Genomic DNA, 19501 nt, shown 5'->3' with positions numbered 1-19501 from the left:
AGAGACCTTCGTGCAAATGGACCACAGGCCGACAATGCACTAACATTCAAACCGGACCACTCAGTGGGGGCATTCCAGCGTTGATGATTGGCCCGGCTGGTGATGGACCACGTTGTACCCTGGGCGCCGTGGACCGGCCCGAGATCGTTGCGGGCGCGGTGGCGATCCGTCTGTAAGCGGGGCCTCGGCGGAGCGGATCGCGTCGGTCGTGCGCGCCTTGGCTGTAAGCCCACGATGTTCCCGTCCAACCGGGTGAGGATCATGGTCGCGACGAAGCCCGTCGACTTCCGCAAGGGTCATGATGGCCTGGGGTTGGGTAGACGCTGCATCAGACTGAGGGAAATTCCGGGGGCAGGTCAGATCGCATCGCTTTCGCCAGGCTTGCGGCATAGATCTTCAACCGAAACCACGGCTTCGTGCTCCCTCAGAATGCCGATGAACTGATCTTCGGTGACCCTGCTGCACTTCATATCTGGTCCTTTCGTCTGGGTCAGAGACTGCCTCAAACTGGATCAGGCAACGCGGGAAAGGTCATCGCCGAAAATCAGCCCGGCTTGACCTCCCCTCCTCAAGGCTACGCAGTCGCAAGGCATTTAATCTCCGCGCGTTGCTGCTATGGTCATCTCCACGCCCAGGACGAAGAAGGGGAGCATTCGTGACAGCCCCGGCATGACACAAAACCAACAATCAGCGACGGGTCATTCCTGGGCGAGAAAAAAAGACTTCAGCCCGAAGCGCTGCTGCAATTCCCGGACATAAGCCTCTGCGGTCTGTTGCAGGGCCCCGACATCCACGAGGCTCGCGACCAGGGCCTGCATCGCGATAATCTCGTCAAGTTCCGCCTGACCAAAGCGACTGATCGTCACACTTTCATCATGCCGGCGGTGCCGGTTCAGCGAGGCCGCCGAATAAGCGCAACTGCCCGATTGCAGGATGCGAACATAGGCGCACCAGTCCCCGGCAACCCGGAAGGAGGTGATCTCGTCCATATGGCGTTGCATCGTAGCCAGTAATGCCTCGCGGCGGAAGACCACAGCGCTGACATTGGGGATGGTATTCTTGACGCTGAGCCCCTGGGAGATTTCGGCATGGCCGCCGCGCCTGTAATCGCGGGTCCACTGGACCGGCGAGATATCCCGCACATAGTCAAGATAGTTATCGCACAGGATACTGCCGTCCTGGGCCATCTGCTTAGACTGACAATAGCTCAGCACGGTATCGGGGCGGTCAAAACCGCGCATCACCGTGGCGAGGAAGCCGGGCTCCGCAAGATCGTCGGCCTCGGCAATCCAAAGGTAATCACCACCGGCCGCTTCGGTTCCACGCTGCCACTGACGGAAAACCGAACCCGAATTAGACGCGTTGAATATCGCGCGCACTGGAATATCGGTTGAGGCGATGATCCGGTCAATCACTGCCGCACTGTCATCGGTCGAGGCATCGTCGAGGATGATCAATTCAGAGATCGGCCAGGTCTGGTTCAGGATCGTGTTCACCCGGTCCGGCAGATAACGCGCGTAATTGTAGTTCGGCACGACCGCCGACACGCGCTTCGGGCCGCGTTGTACAAGATCCAGCAGATCATGCAGATAGGTGACGAAGGGCACGTCCGGTCTTTGCCAGAATTTGCGTGCCCGCGCCCTGCGCCGTTCGCCCGTTTCGCCGGCCAGGCGCTGCGAAATCTGACCGCAAAGCGCATCTGGGCTGAAACCCTCTGCCAGATCGCCATCAGAGGCGAGGATCAGTTCGCCGGTTCCTGTAGCCCCCCGAAAGCCGATGGTGGGCAGGCCGACATCCAACGCCTCGAGAACGGTGGTCGGATAGGGGTCTTCGCGCGAGGTGAGGATGAAAAGATCTGCCCCGGCAAAGAAGCGGTCGGTATCAGTCTGCAGCCCGGTCAGCACCAGCTTTCCGGCGGCCTGTAAGCGATCGATCTGGGGGCCGAGCCGCGCCAACAGCGGAATGTGGTGATGGCCGACCCAGACAAAGACCAGATTGTCGCGATTGCCCAGCCGTTCGGCCGCGTCGAGGAAGAGGTCAAAGCCCTTACGCTCATCGGCATAGCCGACCCCGAGCAGGATCTTCGCATCGGTCTGAAGGTTCAGTTCAGCGCGCAGTGCACGGGCCGCTTCCGAGCCTGGCCCGCTATCGCTGCGCAATCTGTTGCGCTTATAGGCCCCTTGCGGGCGTACCAGCGCTTTCTGCGGGTCAAGGCCCGAGAGCTGCAGGAAACTGTCCCGTACAAGATCGGCCGCAAAAACCACTTTTTCGCTGGCTTCGCTCAGGGCGGCGACATGAGGTTCGAGTGCATAATCCCGGATCAGCTTCGGCAGTTCATGCACAAGCGATATGACGCGAATCCCGGCCTCGGCAAGTGTACGGGCGAAGATGCCAGATACGGTGGTATTGACGATGGCCACATCGACGCCCCCGTCACGCAGCGCCCTGGCCAGCGCCCTGGCCTCGGGACCGGCCTGCGCCTGACCGTTAAGGTCATGCATCTGCGCCACTTCGGCAAACTGGGCGTGCATCGGGCCCCCGCCCAGCAAAACACAATCAACCTTGAGGCCGAATGTGTCAGACAGCCCGCGGCACATATTCCAGGCCAGCATCTGCGCGCCATGTGGGTTGGCATCGTGGCTGACGACAACGATGCGGGTCGGATCAGCCGGGGGGAGCACCCCCGGCTGCGCCTTTCCCGGCCGCACCTCGCCTGTTGGAGCCACAGATGTAAAGGTTTCCCCTGCCAGCACCTTCGCAGTGGCGTCGAGATAGCCATAGCCGAAGCGGCGATCCGGCTCGAGATGGGCGCCTTCTGCCCATTCGTTCCAGGCATTGATGAAGACGAAGGGGGGCTGGTCGTCGCGGCGTGCCATCGCGCTGAGAGTCTGAGCCCGGGCGCGGGCCAGCCAGGCGCCGTAATTTTGCGGGTTTGCGCCGTGGAAGATATGGCCGCGTCCAGGCTTGCGCGCCTCATTGTCCCAGCCCGGGCAGACGGTCTTGAGGATCGGATAATCCTTGCTCTCGTCAGTATAGCCTTCGGCATAGGCGTTGAAATCGTAAACGATGCCTTCAAAATCGGGATTTGCCAGCTGCAGATGGCTGGTGATCTCGACCCGCTCGCCATTATGCGGCGGGAATTCCACCGCTGCGTCAAAGCCGTAAGGGCGGGGATCACGAATGCCAAAGGTGCGCCCGGCCATCAGATAGATCTCGCCGATCCCCTCGCGCCGGCACCAGTCGCGCCAGCGCTGCGCCGTGCCCTTGGGATCAGGCAACTGGCTCGCCCGATAAACCATCAGAAGCGGCTTACCCTGAAAACGGATATAGCGCGGATCGCGCAAAGCAGGGGCGATATCCTTGATAAACGCGATATCGTCTTCCGGAGAATAGTTCTGGCCGATCAAGACATCCTGTTCATTGCCGTCCCAGCGACGCGTCCAGTTCTCATTGGCCCAGGACAGGCAGAATGAGATATCGATATCCGGGCTGGCCAGCAATTGGTTGAACGGGCGCTCCAGCAGGCGCTGGCCGCCGAACCAGTAATGATGGAAGCAGAAGCCACGGATCCCGAAATGGCGGGCAAGTGTGGCCTGTTCGCGCAGGACATCGACAAGGCGCAGATCATAGAACCCCAGTTCGCCCGGAAGATGCGGCTGATAATGCCCAATAAATTGCGGCGATGCCTTGCTGACATTCGTCCATTCCGTAAAGCCCTTGCCCCACCATGCGTCATTCTCTGGGATCGGATGGAACTGCGGCAGGTAGAAGGCGATGGCCTGGACCTCCGCAGCAGAAAAATCTGCCGGCTTCGCAGATTTTTCCACATAGCTTTCGACCGCCCCGACCGGAGCGGCATGAGCAAGCATCTGATTGATATAGGCGTTGCCAGCGGTCAGGGCAGGCAGCGCGGGATGAGAAGGCATAGCACTGCTGCTGCTATCTGATCCAGGCGCTCCCGGTGACTGCGCCGCCACATCGCCCCGGTGGGATGCGGGCTGCACAGCAACTGCGGGGGAATAGGGCGCGGCGCCCGAGCCGGGCCTCGCTATGCGCATCCGCAACCTGACGCCGGCCATCCCTTCCTGACGCATGACCCGGATGCCTTTCTTCAGTGCCGGGCCGATCCCGCCGCTGAAACGGATCACGGATATGGCAGCAGAGGGCATGCCGATAACGGCGCGGCCGGCTTTTCCAATCAGGCGTACCGGCGCGCTGATCCGCCACGAGGTCGAGCTCCGATAGACCCTGTGCAGATCCTGATAGGCGAGCCAGGCACGTTCGGTATCCTTCTGTGCCTCTCCGACACTGCCAGACAGATAGCGCAGCTGGGCGGCATTGGCCTGGTCCTGAAGTCTGGCCGCATCCAGCTCGGTCTTGTACTGGGCGACCTGTTGTTGCGCTGCCTCAAGCGAGGCAAAGGCCGAACGCTGCTCGCTTTGGTGGCGGGCCTCCTCGGTGGCGGTCGAATTCAGCAAAGCTGCGATTTCGCTTCTGGCGTCCTGTTCACGCGCCCTGGCCGCCGCAAGCACATTGGCCATCTCCTGGAGATGGGCTTCGGCTTTGGCGAGGGCGTCGGCTTTCGCCCGATCCGCAGCCGCCAGCTTCTCGGCGCGTTCAGTGGCTTCTGCGATTTGTCTGTCACGGGATTCGACGGCACTGCGCAAATCAGTCAGCTCTGCCTGGGCCTGGGTGAAGCGCTGGTCCGTCGCCAGAGCGCGCGCATCAGCCTCACCCAGCCGCAGCCGCAGGATCGTCTGTTCCTGCATGCTTTGCGCCGTGAATTGGGCTAGTTCTGTGCGGGTTTGTGACAATTGACCCGCCGTTTCGGAAAGGGCGCCCTCGATCACGGCCTTGCCTTCCAGGGCCTCGCGCCTCGCGCGGGTCAGGGCCCCGAGGATCGGCATGGCGCCAGTGAACTCCGCAGCGATCCGGTCAAGCGTCTCTCGCGCGCTTGCAACATTTCGCTGCACCTCTATGTCGCGAAGCGCAATGTAACATTCGGCCACCCAGGTCGAGACCCGAGTATCAAGCAGGACATCCTCGACTTTGTGGGAATGATGGACTTCGTCAGAAACAAGAAAGTCTTTCATTTCCTGCGCGGCGCCTTCGATATCGCGCGGGAAGCTTATTCCGGCCTGATCCGCAAGCCGCTTCATGGCCGTAACAGGATCAGACATCACGGTCTCAAAAGAGACGACGGCATGCGGCAGGGCGCGCGCAGCTTTCTCAGAGGACAGCATATGCGAGAGCCAGAGAAGTGCCGCATCTGTCCGGTCATGCCCATCTGACCAGCATTCCTTGCGCCTGGTCAGCGATTCAATGACATCCAGCGGATTGCGGTAGGCCACTATGACCCGGCTGCGGATTCCAAGCGGCTCCATCGCTGACATAAAGAAATCGGCGAAGCGTGCGATCCTCGGCTCTTTCACCACAAAAAGCGGACTTTTGCCGTATTCCTCGCTGAGAATTGTGCGGATGTCTGCCCCGATCTGGGCGCGGTGACTGACCGGAAGCCGGCTCAGGTCGAGATGCCCCCAATCGTCCCATGATGAGCCGAGCGCTGCAAGCATCATGTCATGATAGCTGATCAGGCGCTCCGGCTCCCAATGGCCCATGGCATTACCCGGCGCGGCCCCGAGGATGTTCCGCGGCAGCGTTGCGCCAAGAAGGCTCAGAAGGCGGGTAATCGCACTGGTTCCAGAGCGGTGCATGCCAAGCACCAGCAGGCATTCGCGCTGCGGCAGGGATATTTTTCTGACCGAGGCTGCGCCTTTACGGCCCGCTTTGGCCCCGCGAGGAGCGGCGGCTTCGGCAGCGGAGACAGAGGCCGCGCTCTCGCGCTGCTTTTTCTTTGCAGCCCTGGCATCACCAGCCGAGGCCGATTTCGTCGATCCGGATGAGGCGGCGGGGCCTGCCTTCACTTCGGCTTCAGATTTCAGAATTCTGGGGCGCGCCATATCACTTCCGCCTGTCGATAAGGCAGCGGAGTGGCTGCCATCAGTACTCTTGCTAGTGCAGCAGGCCCCAATGTTCCATCCCGCAGTTCCCGCCGCGACATATGTTCGCCGAGCATGGCCAAAATGACAATGCTGCGCCAATAGATATCAGGCGGCGAAGCTTCAGGTCAGGGCTTTCCGTGCAACAGCCCGCTTCACGCGGGCCGCCATCTTTCCGGACACTACATCGGGATTTCTCCGCGATGCCTTGCGTCACATGATGAAAAAATCCGCACTTGTCATAGCGGTCCCTGGCACCAGAGTCGCAAAGATGATCGCAGCTCCTGCACCATTGCCATCCGCATCATAGCTAAGCTGGCCGGTAGTCTGGTTGTAGATGATGCGATGCTGTGCGCTGGTTGCGCCCGCACCAAGGGTGAAGGCACCAGCTGCGAGGCTTCCGAGCGACAAGCTTGTGAAAACGGCATCATCCAGCCAGATAGTATCGGTCACGGCATTGAAATCTGCGATCATATCCGCATTGCCCGTATTCAGGGCCACGTCGAAAACGAACACGTCATTGCCTGCGCCGCCATACAGAACATCAACACCTGCCCCGCCGACGATTATGTCATTTCCGGCCCCGCCATAAAGCGTGTCATTATCGGCACGCCCGTAAATGACGTCATTTCCTCCATCGCCAAAAATGGTATTCGCGACATTGTCACCAAGCAGGGAATCCCCGTAGGACGATCCGAAAAGCTCTTCGACGGACGAGAATGTGTCACCCGCAGCAATGCCCGTATTGGTCGTTGAAACCTGCAGGTCGACCCTCAGTCCAATGGTCGAATCGTTGTAATAGGCGCGGTCTCTGCCATCGCCACCAAACAGGAAATCAGATCCTGCGCCGCCGACGAGCCAGTCGTTCCCGGCTCCGCCATAAAGGGCATCATTTCCGGCCCGGCCGTAAATGACGTCATTCCCGGCCTCACCCCAGATTGCATTGCTGATCTGGTCGCCAAGAAGGGTATCTGCAAAAGCCGAACCAGACAGGTCTTCGACGGAAAAATAGGTGTCGCCAGCGGCTATTCCGGTATTCGACGCCGGCACCAACATGTCCGCGCGAACCGATTCAGTGGCATCATTGTAAAAGACCCGATCCCGTCCATCGCCACCATTTATGTAGTCAGCGCCCGCACCACCGACCAGCCAATCGTCACCTGCGCCCCCGAATAGCGAGTCATTTCCGGCCCGACCGTAAATAACGTCATTGCCAGCGTCACCCCAGATCGCATTCGCGGCGGCGTCTCCAAGCAGGGTATCTGCAAAGAATGAACCAGAAAGGTCTTCGATCGAAATAAACGTGTCACCCGCAGCGATGCCGGTATTCGTAGTGCGCACCTGGAGATCTACGCGCAGACCGACTGCCGAGTCATTATAATACACACGGTCTCGCCCTGCGCCACCATCGAGATAATCCCCACCGCTGCCCCCGATGAGCCAGTCGTCGCCGTCGCCGCCGTAAAGCGCGTCATTGTCACCGCGGCCATAAAGGACGTCATTGCCGGCCTCGCCCCAGATGGCGTTATCCGATGCATCGCCAAACAGACTGTCGCCAAGGGCCGAACCAGACAGATCTTCAACAGAGATGTAAGTGTCACCGGCAGCGATCCCGGTATTAGTCCCGGGTGACTGCAAATCGGCGCGAATGCCGACCGTTGCGTCATTGTAAAAGACACGGTCTCTGCCATCGCCGCCACTCATCTGATCGGCGCCAGCGCCGCCGATCAGCCAGTCATTACCCGTGCCACCAAAGAGCGTGTCGTCGCCGCCCCGACCGTAGATTACGTCATTGCCACTTTCGCCCCAGATGACGTTTCCGACGGAATCGCCAAACAGCGAGTCCGCATAATTCGACCCAGCCAGGTCTTCGACTGAAATGAAAGTGTCACCCGCAGCGATTCCGGTGCTGTTAACCGGATTCTGCAAGTCTACCCGAACCGCTGTTGGCGCATCGGAGTAGTGCGCGAGGTCCCGTCCGTCGCCCCCGTTGAGGAGATCTGCCCCAGCACCACCGAAGAGCACGTCATTCCCGGCACCACCATAAAGAGAATCGTCACCCAGTCCGCCCCACAGAGTGTCGTGCCCACCATGTCCGCTGATCGAGTCGTTTCCGGCGAGCCCGTCAATCGAATCATTGCCGGCTGTGCCGGTGAGTGTGTCATTTCCCGGCGTTGGCGTGTTGGGCCCGCCGCTTCCGATAAGCGCAAGAACCTGTGCCAGGGTCAGCGTTGTGTTCGTGAACTGAAAATTCTCGACCCCGATAAAAGTGTCGACCCCCATAGCGGAGGTGATCACCACCTGGGACGCGTTACCGGTGACCGTGATCGAGCCCGAGGCCACGCCCATCACTGCTGTATCGGTGCCCGCGCCGCCGATGACCGTATCATTTCCGGCCCCCGCATTCAGGAGATCGTTGCCCGATCCGCCGTCAAGCCGGTTGGCCGCTGCGTTGCCGATGATGGTATCATTTCCGCTGCCGCCAACAGCGTTTTCGATCACAGTGCCGCGTGCGATCACCACATTGCCGCTGCCGCCGCCAACACTTGAATATTGCAGCTCGACGAGAGAGATAAACTGGTTCTGGCCGAACACCGCGAAATTAAGCGTGTCATTTCCGCCAGTGTCATAAACGGTGAAGGCAAAGTCGTTGCCCGCATAGATCAGGGGGTCTGCCGCTGTCAGACCGCCCCACATGTTCAGCAATTGCTGGAAGTAACCGCCGACATTGCCGCCCGGCCCCCAGATCGTGTTGCCCGGTTGATAGCCCAGAGATCCCGCGCCATAGAGGTTCTGGATTGCGATGATATCGGCCGGCATGATCGTCGCGAGAAAGGCGTAAGCCGCCGGATCATTCGGGTTATCCGCCTGATCGAAATAAGACATGATCGTGGCCGACCAGCTGTCATTGTCGTAAAGGTTGTGAGTGCCCCAGGTTGCGTCCCCGTTATAGGGCCCGGCATGTCCGAGGCCGAGAGCATGGCCGATCTCGTGGATATAGGTCTGCAGCATATATCCGTTGAGGTTTAGCGTATCCCAGCTGTCATGGACGTTGATAAAGGAATTGATGATCGTATTGCCCGTCATATCGGACCAGGCATAGGCCCCGCTGGCATCGGCATCGTTAAAGGTCAGGTCGGCCGCCACCTGAATCGTCAGCTCATAAGACCCCGTGCGCGTGCTGTAATCCCGGGCCACAAGATAATAGGTGCCCGTGGTGGACGCGGTGAAAGTGATATACTCACCTGCCGCGGCGGAAGAGGGATCGTCGGAACTGCTGACCAGAGCGCCAGTGCTGTTGCGAAGTTCCAGGTAGGGATCAAGCGTGGACCCGCCTGACCGCGACAGAGAGATCATGTAGGTCTGGCCGGCGACCAGCGTAACCCGATAATAATCGTTATCGCCGACTGATCCGATGGTGCCCTGGATGATGGTATTGGTGCTGACTGCGGTGGCCGTCCCCGTGCTGCCGCCCACGTCGCTGGTTTCGGTGAAAGCCGACGGCGCCACGCCGACATCAATGAAACTGATGCCGGTCGCCGCGGCCCAGACATCCAGCGAATATTCGACAATTGCCGCCGCCAGCGGCGAGAGCATTGACGTATTATAGGTGATGGTGCGCGAGGCGCCGATGTCAAAGGCGCGCCAGGACCCGCCGTTAAAGCCCCAGTATCCGTCGGTCAGATAGCCGGCGATCTGGTCAAGTGTATATGGCGCCGAACTGCTGTTGCCGGCGGGGGAGGCCGGCAGAGTGCCGCCGGCAGATCCGCCGGTATGACTGTCAAAGATGGATAACAGGTCTGCCGGAGTGTCGGATTGGGTTGAGCACAAAAAGCACATTCTCATCTCCGAAAAAAATGAACTGCGTCAACCCGCCGGCAAAATATCTGCGATGGCACGGCGGTAGACGTTGTTTCTCAATTGTGGCGTAAGTTTGCGATCCATGGCGGAAACGGCGAAATTTTCTGTTTCCAGTCTCGTGCCATCCGCGCCGGTCAGGCTGAGGACCAGGCTGAGATTATTATCCGTCGCAAGCAGGATCCGGATCTCGAGGGCTGGCGGCGGGCTGGCACCGGCCGCAAGGGTAAAGCCATATTGCGGATGCGTCGTCTGCAGCAGGGCCAGCAGCTCTGTGCAGGCGATACGGCCTGCATCTCCATCTGTCCGCCCCGCGATGGTGCAGTAAACCGGGGTCGTCGTGGTCATGGAATCCGCCGCCACCTTGTGCACCATATTGTCTTTGACCATGTCTGCAGTCTGGGCGGCACCAGAAAATACCGTAAGCGGGATTGCCAGTCCGAATATTCCGAATATCACGGCAAGCCTGGCGCCGCCATTCAGGGCTGACGAACGAGGGTGCAGGGCTTGATTTGATACGCAACAGGCGGGAGGCATCCGTTTGGCACCTTGCTCAACATCGGCATCGGAATGAAGCACCGGCATAGTTAATTTTTTGATGATTAATTTTTTCGGTGATTCGATCAACGGCAGAATTCTGACCGGATCGAGTGCCGCCGACTGCTGTTGGCTCAGAGCTCCGTCTCGCCGTTCGGGCCGGGCAATGGCGGCCAGGTGCGAGGCCGTGGCGTCTCCTGAGGTGTCTCCGGCGACGTCGCTTCGGGGCGGGTGCTGTCGCGCTGGCCAGGGGGCAGAGGATCCTTGCGGCGGATCAGGATATCACCGTTGTCGAGCATCACCGGCATCTCGTAATTCCTGACGTCCTTCATCAGCTGCGCCAGCTCGCGCAGCTGCGGGCCGAGCGCACCGATTTGCGCCTCAAGCTCGGGCATGATCTCGCGGACAGCGCCTTCAAGCTCGGTGATGGAGGGCTCCATCTCGCTCATCAGCCCGCGCAAAAGGAGCTTCGCCCCCTCTTCGATCAGCGAAAAGCCCTTTTCGGTTTCCGCCTCGCGCGGGCCGGTCCCGGTTTCTGCCTCGGCATGAGCCGGGCGCAGATGCGGCAAGGGCAGTGGCGCCACGGCCAGCAGCAAAAGCGCGAGACCGGTGTTGCGCAGCCCGACGGCTCTCAGCCCGATACTGCGCGCCCCGTGCCGGACGAAGATGCGCCTGAAAATACTGGCCATAGCGGGTCCTTTCCTGAGAGGCGCGAACAGGGACAGGATGAGTATCGCGCGCAGCTTGCCGGTCGCGCAATTCACAACTCGCTGCGGCGGCGGGCTGCCGCCTGCTCAGAATGCCAGATCAACGGTGACAGGAAAATGATCCGAGGCCTGAAGCAGCGCCTCGCGCAGCTCCGGGAGGGCCATGATGCGGGGATCCTGGAACGGGTGCCAGATCCGCCATTCCGGCTCCGGCACCATCAGCCCCGGTGAGACCATGACGAAATCCAGCAGCGCCTCGAACCAGCGCTTTTGCGGCGCGAGGTAAAACCGCGCCGTGGTCGGGCAAAAGCCAAAGCGAGAACACAGCGCCATATCGGCATTGGGGTCAAAGAGCCGCTGCGAAGGATCGCGGTCCTGGCCCAGCACGATCTCGACCCCGCTGCGGCCAAAGAGCTTTTCGAATTCATCGAGCCCCGGGCCATCGTTGAAATCGCCCAATACGATGATGTCCTCGCCCCGCGTCAGATGTTCGGTGACGCGTTCGCGGATCCAGATACATTGCGCCAGTTGCTTGCGGCGGTTCTCGATCGAGATGCGGAGGCGCGAGGCCTCGTTCGTCGCACCATGCGGGTTTTTCGATTTCGCATGGACGCCGATCAGCCGCAGACTTCGCCCGTTGGGCAGGGTCAGCACCAGTTCCAAAGGCGGTTTGGCAAACCGGATGGTGTCGGGCGTATGATCGGTGTCGAGATCATAGCGGAACGTGCCGTCAAAGCGCGGCGCTTCCGTGGTCTCGCCCATGGGGCCACGCTTGCCGGTCGGCTCGCCGATCGGGTCATGATGCGCCTTCATGCGGTCGGGGTCGTAGAGAAAGGCGATTTCCTGTTCGGTTTCCGATGAAAACCCATGCACCACGCGGCGCGCCCGGAGCCCGTATTTCTGCGCGAACCATTCCAGCGCGCGCAGGGTCGACCGTTTCGACGTGGTGTCCGGCCCCTCGATGATCATGATCCCGTCGGCGTCCAGCGCGGTGAACACGAGCCCGAGCGCGCCCAGCTGCGCGCCGCGGCTGATGCCGTAACGGGCCGAGGGCTGAAGATCCTCATAGCCGCGCCCGGTATCGTCAAAGAGCCGGTCGAACCATTCGACATTCCAGGTGGCGATGCGCAGTCCCGGACGCCTGGCAGGAAGGGGGGCAGCGGCTGGCATCGCTCAGGCCGCTTCGCGCCCGGAAAGTTCCTCCCAGGCGGCATTGATGGCGATAAGCCGGCGTTCTGCCAGATGCACCGCTTCGGGCGGCACGCCGCGCGCGGTCATCACATCGGGATGGGTGTCGCGGACCAGCCGTTTCCAGGCGCTGCGGGCCATGTCGATACTGGCACCATGCGGGATCCCCAGCACATCATGCGGATCGCGCGGCGCGCCTTCGACCAGACGCGCGCGGACCGCGTTGAAACAGCCGTCATCCAGCCCGAAAATGCCCGCGACATGGCGCAGGAAATCATCTTCGCCCGGATGGTAATTGCCATCGGCCAGCGCGATCTGAAACAGCGCCTCAAGCACATCAAGCAGCACATGGTGGTCATCGGCGCAAAGCCTGCGCTCTTCGGGGTTGAAGAGGCGCGCGATTTTGCGGGCGTAAGCGTCAAAGCCCGCGATATCCTCACGCGCGAGGTTGAAGACGCGGGCGGCATGAGCCTCTTCCCCATCGGGAACCGTGAAGATGCGGCGGAAGGCAGTGACCTCCTCGCGTGAGACCTCGCCATCCGCCTTGGCCATTTTGGCACCAAGCGCGATCACAGCGATGGTGAAGCCGATGGATTTCTCGGGGCTGGTTTCGCCGCGCAGGCGTTCAAAGACCACGGAAAGTGGCTCACCCCGGACAAGGGCGGCAAGGGCTTCGGCAATGCGGGTCCAGATTGACATGCAATCACGATATCGCGGGGAAAAGAGAATGTCCGGTCAGAATAATGCGCCATCACGACATTCTCATATCGTGGACCGACAAAGCTTATGGACCAGAGGTTTACAATTCCTTTGCCAGCAGAATCAGGTCGAGATAGCGGCCGAATTTGAACCCTGCGCCGGGGATGGTGCCGCAATGCCTGTAGCCAAGCGCCTCGTGGAATAGCCGCGCCTGGGGGTTCTCTCCCGAGACCGCCGCTACCATCAGATGCGCGCCCCGCGCTTTCGCATGGGTTTCCACCGCCGCCATCAGGGCGCGGCCCGCCCCGCGCCCGCGGGCTTCGGGGGCGAGGATCACCGTGTGTTCCATGCTGCGGGCATAGCCGGCCCCGGCGCGAAACTGGCTGTAGCTTGCAAAGCCAATGAGATCGCCACCGCTGTCACGGGCGACAAAAAAGCCGTATCCGGCAGCGCTGCGGTCGCGGATCAGGGTCGCGATCTCGGGGGCGCTGCGCGGGGTAGGGGCAAAGGTGATCGCGGTATCGCAGATCCAGGGCGCCCAGAGCGCGGCGATGTCGGCGCTGTCTTCGGGCGCCGCCTCCAGAATGCGCAGATCTGCGGGGGCCGCATCCGGCGCAGGTCCTGGCATCTCTCAGTCCCTGACGGCCGGTGTGATCTTTGACTTTGCCTTCAGCGCCGTGGTCAGTGAGGCAAACCGGGCCTGGGCCACTTCGCCAAAGAGATCCTCGCCGTCCTGCGTCAGTTCGAGCCCAAGAAGCCGCTTTTTCGGCGACCAGGTCAGGCGCCCTGCCTGGGCCGGATCATCCGCCGCAAACATCGCCCCAAAGCGCAGAGCCTTGCCCAGCACCTCGGCGAGGCGCAGTTCCTCGTCATTCAGGAGCCGGAACAACGCCTCCATCCGGTTGCCGGCGCGGCTGTTTTTATAGCGATGTAAGAGCGACAGGCCGAGGAAAACGCGGCCCGGATGGTCGAGGCCGCCGAGATTGGCGCGGGTCGCATTGTCGAAACAGGCCTCGGCGCGATAATCGGGATGCGCGCGCCAGGTGGTGTCATGCAAGAGGCAAGCGGCCTTGATCAGCCGCATCCGCTCGGCGCTTTCGCTTTTGAACAGCGGCAGCAGGAATTCGTAAAGTTTCTTGCCCAGACCGGGAATGCGGGCCTGGTTGCGTTCGGTCAGCCGCGCCGCCTCGATCAGCGGATCCCGTTCGCGCAGGCGTTCGGGCATCTGCTCATATAAAAGCCCCTCGCGGATGCCATAGGCGGAAATGTCGATCTCGCGCGGTTTCAGCACCTTGATCAGTTCGCGCAGCACCTCGCAGGCGATCGGCACCAGCTCCATCCGTTCGACCGAGGTGCCGGTGCGGGCGCGCAACACCGCCAGATCCGAAGCCGCGATCCAGTCCAGCGTGTCCAGAAGGCTTTCCGGCGTCATGCGGTATTCATGCAGCACGAGCAGCGGGTAGTTCCGCCGCTCCATATCGAGGCGCGCGATCACCCGCCAGGAGCCCCCGACAAGGTAGATCCGCTCACCCTCGGATTTCAGCTGCGCCTGCACGTCTTTCAGCACGCGGTCGATATGGGCCTCGCGCTTTTTCGCCGCCCCTTCCACCTGCAAAAGCCGGAACGGGCCAAGCTGGGTCGAGACGCGCTTGCCGACCTTGCCATCGCCGATCCGCGCCAGTTCCATCGAATTGCCGCCGATATCGCAGACAAGCCCCTTGGCATCGGGCCAGCCCAAAAGCACGCCCTGGGCCGAAAGCCGCGCCTCTTCGGGGCCATCGACCACATGCAGCTTCAGTCCGGTTTCGCGCAGCACATCGGCCTGGAATTCGGGCCCGTCTTTCGCCTCGCGGGTGGCGGCGGTGGCGACCACGGTCAGGGGGCCGATCTCCATCCCTTTGGCCAGAAGCGCAAAGCGTTTGAGCGCCTTCAATGCCCGGACCCGGCCCTCGGGGTTCAGATAGCCGGTTTGCACCAGACCTTTGCCGAGCCCGCACATGATTTTTTCATTGTAGAAATAGGCCGGGCTGCGGGCTGCGCCATCAAAGACCACCATCCGGACCGAGTTCGACCCCACATCCACCACGCCAACCCTGGACAGCGCCCGCGCGCCATCGTCCAGGAAGAGCGGGCGGCCAAAGGGGGCCCATTCTTCCTCATGCTGTGCGGCGGCGGGGCGGGTCTGGCTGTCAGGGCTCATCGCATCTCACGGATCATCAGGTCTTCTGTTTTGCGCCTTAGCGGGGCCAGGTCAACCATCAGTCTGCCGCGGGCCCCGGATCAGGCCTCAGCCGGTGCTGGTTTTCGCGGCAGGCCCGGTTTCGTCGTCGCGTCCGCACAGGATCCGGGGCGCATCCTTGGCCCCGGCGGTGCCCCGGCCCGAAAGCGACGGGTTCTCCATGAAAAAGCGGTGGCAGTTGAAGAGGGATCCATCTGCCGCCCCCAGATCGCGACGGTAGCGGCCATCGGCGGAGAGCACCCAGCTTTGCGCCTCATCCGCAAGGTTTGCCGCCATGATCTGCGACAGGATCTGGCTTTTGACCGTCGGGTTGATCGCCTCGACCAGGGTTTCGACGCGGCGGGTGAGGTTTCGGCCCATCCAGTCGGCGGAAGAGATGAAGACCCGTGCCTTCTGCGACGGCAGGCCAGAGCCATTGCCAAAACAGACGATGCGCGAGTGTTCAAGGAAACGCCCGACGATGGATTTCACCCGGATGTTTTCCGACAGGCCTTTGACGCCGGGTCTGAGCCCGCAGATGCCGCGGATCACGAGGCTGATCTTCACGCCCGCCTGGGAGGCAGCATAAAGCGCGTCGATCACATCGGCATCGATCACCGAATTCATCTTGGCCCAGATCCCGGCGGGGCGGCCCGCGCGGGCATGCTCGGCCTCGGCGGCAATCAACTCGATCAACCGGGGTTTCAGCGAGATCGGCGAGATCGAGAGGTTTTCCAGCCCCTGGGGCTGCACATAGCCCGAGAGGTAATTGAACACTTTGGTCGCATCGCGCCCGAGTGCCGCATCACAGGTGAAAAGCGAAAGGTCGGTATAGATCTTGGCGGTGATCGGGTGGTAATTGCCGGTGCCGTAATGGGTATAGGTGACCAGGCTGTCGCCCTCGCGCCGCACCACGGTCGAGATTTTTGCATGGGTTTTCAGGTTCATGAACCCGTAAACCACATGGGCGCCCGACCGTTCCAGCCGCCGCGACTGGCGGATATTCGCGGCCTCGTCAAAACGTGCTTTCAGCTCAACCAGCGCGGTGACAGATTTGCCGGCCTCGGCCGCCTCGCACAGAGCCGAGACGATGGGGCTGTCCCAGGAGGTGCGATACAGCGTCTGTTTGATCGCCACCACATTCGGGTCGCGCGCCGCCTGTTCCAGAAAGCGGATCACCGTGTCAAAGGTCTCGTAAGGATGATGCAGCAGCATATCCTTTTGCTTGATCGCGGCGAAAATATTGCCCTCATGGTCGCGTACCCGTTCCGGCACGCGGGGGGTGAAGGGCGGCCACAAAAGTTCAGGGCGCGAATTCAGCACCAGCGCTTTCAGATCGGCGACACCGATCATGCCGCGCACTTCGATCACCTCATCCTCGTCGGCGTCGATCTCCTGCATGATCAGCTGGCGCAGTTCGGGGGGGGCGCCCGCCGACATTTTCAGCCGGATCACCTCGCCGCGGCGACGGCGTTTCAGCGCGGTCTCGAATTCGCGGACAAGGTCTTCGGCCTCTTCCTCGACCTCGAGATCGCTGTCTCTGAGCACGCGGAAGGTGCAATGCCCACGATCCGAGAAGCCGGGGAACAGCATATCGAGATGCAAAAGCAGCAGCTCTTCCAGCGGCAGGAACCGGTCCTGGCCCGGATTTCCAGGCAGCTGGACAAAGCGCGAGACCTGTTGCGGGATCGGAAGCAGCGCGTTCAGCCGGCGCCGGTCCGAGGTCCGTTCCAGCTCCAGCGCCAGCGAAAAGCCGGTATTGGGGATGAAGGGGAAAGGGTGCGCCGGGTCGATGGCCAGAGGCGACAGCACCGGAAATACATTCGAGAGGAAGTATTCCTCAAGGAATTTCAGATCGCGCACATTCAGCTTGGACCGGGTCAGCAGGATGATCCCGACCTCTTCCATCTCGGCGCGCAGTTTCTTGAAGGTGGTCTGTTGCACCTGCATCAGGCGCCGCGCATCGGCGCTGATCAGCTCCAGCTGTTCGGCGGGGGTGCGGCCGTCTTCGGAAAAAACGTTATTGCCGGTGCGTTTCAGCGCGCGCAGCCCTGCCACGCGGACGGTGTAGAATTCATCAAGATTGGTCGCGGAAATCGACAGAAACCGCAGCCGCTCCAGCAGCGGCACGGCAGGGTTCGCCGCCTCTTCCAGCACGCGCCAGTTGAACGCGAGCCAGCTGAGCTCGCGGTTGAAAAAGCGTTTCGGCCCATGAATCTCGTCATCCGGGAGGGTGACAATCGCGGGGGCGGTCGTTTTGAGAAAATCTGCCTGTGTCATTTCGCGGCTTATATGTCGGCGCTTCCGGGAAGGGTTGTGAAATTTATGCAACTTATATGTAACCGAATAATGTCATCCGGATATGGTCAGAGGATTATTCCGGCAGCGTTTCGCCCAGGATCTCGGCCGCAAGCCGCAGGCCGGGGGCGCAGCCACGTTCCAGCGCCAGCTCGTCCATCCGGCTGACCAGCACCCGTGCCGCCCGGATCGAGCGCGGCATCCGCGCGATGGCCCAAGGGATCAGGTTCGCCGGCGGCTGCAATTGCCGGTCGGCAAAGAGCTTTACCAGCACCCCGTTCAGAAGCGCATCATCAGGTGCCTCAATCCGCGTCACCGCCGCGGCCTGGAGCCGCGAGAGCAGATCCGGCAAGGTCAGGCCCCAGTCGCGCGGCGGGGTCTTGCCGGTCACAAGGAGCCTTCCTTCCGGCAAAAGCAGGTTGTGCAGGTGGAACAGCGCCGTCTCGGCCGCGCGGTCGCCGGCGATCTGGTCCGCGTCCTCGATGGCGACCGCGCCTGACGCGGCGAGTTCTGGCAGATCCTGATCGGATTGCAGCTGCGCCAGATCACGCGCGGCCATGCGCGGCGCGCCGGTCGATCCGGCCCAGATCGCGGCGAGATGCGACTTCCCCGAACCCTCCGGCCCGATCAGCAGCATCTTGCCGCCCGGCCAGTCGCGCCAGCGGTCTACCGCGCAAAGCGCCAGCGCGGTCGCAGGGGTGACGATGTAATCCTCGCGCCCGAGATTCTCCTGGGGCGGCAGGTGAAAGGCGAGTTGTCTGCTCACGCCTCTTCTCCGCTTTCCGCGCGGTCCCCGATGGTTTTAGGGGATGATCTGCGGCTGCGCGCTGGTCTTGCCAGCGGGGGTGTTACGGGCTGCTCCCCGATGAAAAGCGGGCTGTTCTGGTACTGCGCGACGCCAAAGCGCACCAGCACCCCGATCACCGCTGCAACCGGAACGGCCACCAGCATGCCCACAAAGCCAAAGAGCGAGCCAAAGGCCGAAAGCGCCAGCAAAAGCCAGACAGGGTGCAGCCCGACCGATTGCCCCACCAGTTTGGGCGACAGGATATTGCCTTCGGCAAACTGGCCCACCGCGAAAATGGCCACGACGATGCCGATCGAAAACCAATCGCCCCAGAACTGGAACAGCGCAAGGCCGATGGCGAGGACGCCGCCAAACAGTGCGCCGATATAGGGGATGAAAGTGATCGCCCCGGCGAGCGAACCGACGATCAGCCCATATTGCAGCCCCGCCGCCATCAACGCGATGGCGTAGAATGCGCCAAGGATCAGACAGACCATGACCTGTCCGCGCAGGAACCCCGCCAGCGTCATGTCGATCTCGGACGCGATCTGACGAATGCTGTCGATATGCTGGCGCGGCAACAGCGCATCGGCGCGGGCAATCATCCGGTCCCAGTCCAGCAGCAGATAAAAGGTCACGACCGGCGCCACCAGCAGGACAAGAACGATCGACACCGCGCCGAATGCGGTCTGGATCAGCCCCCCCACGACTTTGCCGCCCTGGGCCTTCACCGTCTCGCCCAGTTCGGCAAGCGTCTGGCGCAGGGTCGAGGTGCGGTCGGCCAGTTCGGGGAAACGGTCCACAAGGAAGCCCTGCAGCTTTTTGGACATCTCGGGTGCGGATTCGATCAGCGCCATCAGTTGCTGGATCAGGGTCGGGATGATCGACAGCACGAGAAGCACGAAGATCAGCACAGCGATCAGCGCGATCACCGAAGTCGCCGCCACGCGGCTCAGCCCCAGCCGCTCCAGCCGGTCGGCGACCGGGTCGAGGAAATAGGCCAGCGCTGCCCCGAGGACGAAGGGCAAAAGCACATCACCAAGCAGCCAGAGGAGGACGACCAGCACCAGCCCCGCGATCGCCCAGTATTTCGCCTGTGTCTGGATCGGCAGTGACATGGCAGACCTTTCCCTCGTTACAAGGAGAGATATTGCCGTGGAACGCTGCGGGCGCAAGGGGAAGGACGGGGGGCAGTTGGAGGTCAGTCCTC

General features: G+C 61.6%; 11 protein-coding genes. All 11 read right to left on the bottom strand.

Annotated features, from left to right (window positions below; translation table 11 throughout):
* Positions 1-698: 698 nt before the first annotated feature.
* The 11 genes from AC4FS3_RS08630 to AC4FS3_RS08580 all read right to left on the bottom strand — a co-directional run bounded on the left by AC4FS3_RS08630 (position 699) and on the right by AC4FS3_RS08580 (position 19409).
* Positions 699-5960 carry a glycoside hydrolase family 99-like domain-containing protein gene (locus tag AC4FS3_RS08630; protein ID WP_491020202.1) on the bottom strand — a complete coding sequence of 1754 codons (5262 nt, stop codon included), beginning with the start codon at positions 5958-5960 and terminating at the stop codon, positions 699-701.
* A gap of 252 nt (positions 5961-6212) precedes the next feature.
* A complete protein-coding gene (locus AC4FS3_RS08625; protein WP_491020201.1) occupies positions 6213-9839 on the bottom strand; it encodes a M10 family metallopeptidase C-terminal domain-containing protein in 3627 nt (1208 codons plus the stop codon).
* Between the two features lie 27 nt (positions 9840-9866).
* Positions 9867-10484, bottom strand: a complete 618-nt coding sequence (locus tag AC4FS3_RS08620; protein WP_491020200.1) for a hypothetical protein — start codon at positions 10482-10484, stop codon at positions 9867-9869.
* 44 nt (positions 10485-10528) lie between these two features.
* Complete coding sequence (locus AC4FS3_RS08615) at positions 10529-11083, bottom strand: hypothetical protein (protein ID WP_491020199.1); 555 nt, start codon at positions 11081-11083, stop codon at positions 10529-10531.
* Positions 11084-11188: 105 nt separating this feature from the next.
* Positions 11189-12271 (bottom strand): endonuclease/exonuclease/phosphatase family protein, encoded by a 1083-nt coding sequence (locus AC4FS3_RS08610; RefSeq protein WP_491020198.1) that lies wholly within the window; start codon positions 12269-12271, stop codon positions 11189-11191.
* A gap of 3 nt (positions 12272-12274) precedes the next feature.
* Positions 12275-12988, bottom strand: coding sequence for a TerB family tellurite resistance protein (locus tag AC4FS3_RS08605; RefSeq protein ID WP_491020197.1), 714 nt, complete (start codon positions 12986-12988; stop codon positions 12275-12277).
* A gap of 100 nt (positions 12989-13088) precedes the next feature.
* Positions 13089-13616 (bottom strand): GNAT family N-acetyltransferase, encoded by a 528-nt coding sequence (locus AC4FS3_RS08600; RefSeq protein WP_491020196.1) that lies wholly within the window; start codon positions 13614-13616, stop codon positions 13089-13091.
* Positions 13617-13619: 3 nt separating this feature from the next.
* Positions 13620-15188: a Ppx/GppA family phosphatase gene (locus AC4FS3_RS08595; RefSeq protein ID WP_491020195.1), complete on the bottom strand. Its 1569-nt coding sequence runs from the start codon at positions 15186-15188 to the stop codon at positions 13620-13622.
* Positions 15189-15275: 87 nt separating this feature from the next.
* The gene (locus AC4FS3_RS08590) at positions 15276-17486 is read right to left on the bottom strand and encodes an RNA degradosome polyphosphate kinase (protein WP_491020194.1); all 2211 of its coding nucleotides are present in this window, start codon (positions 17484-17486) and stop codon (positions 15276-15278) included.
* 94 nt (positions 17487-17580) lie between these two features.
* Complete coding sequence (locus AC4FS3_RS08585) at positions 17581-18270, bottom strand: P-loop NTPase family protein (RefSeq protein ID WP_283176216.1); 690 nt, start codon at positions 18268-18270, stop codon at positions 17581-17583.
* The gene (locus AC4FS3_RS08580; RefSeq protein WP_491020193.1) at positions 18267-19409 is read right to left on the bottom strand and encodes an AI-2E family transporter; all 1143 of its coding nucleotides are present in this window, start codon (positions 19407-19409) and stop codon (positions 18267-18269) included. Before AC4FS3_RS08580 ends, AC4FS3_RS08585 begins: the two co-directional genes overlap by 4 nt.
* Positions 19410-19501 lie beyond the last annotated feature (92 nt).

It is taken from the genome of Pseudogemmobacter sp. TB195 (genome assembly GCF_058313095.1).
Note: the sequence above shows the minus strand (reverse complement) of the source record. Positions and strands in the feature narration are given on the sequence as shown.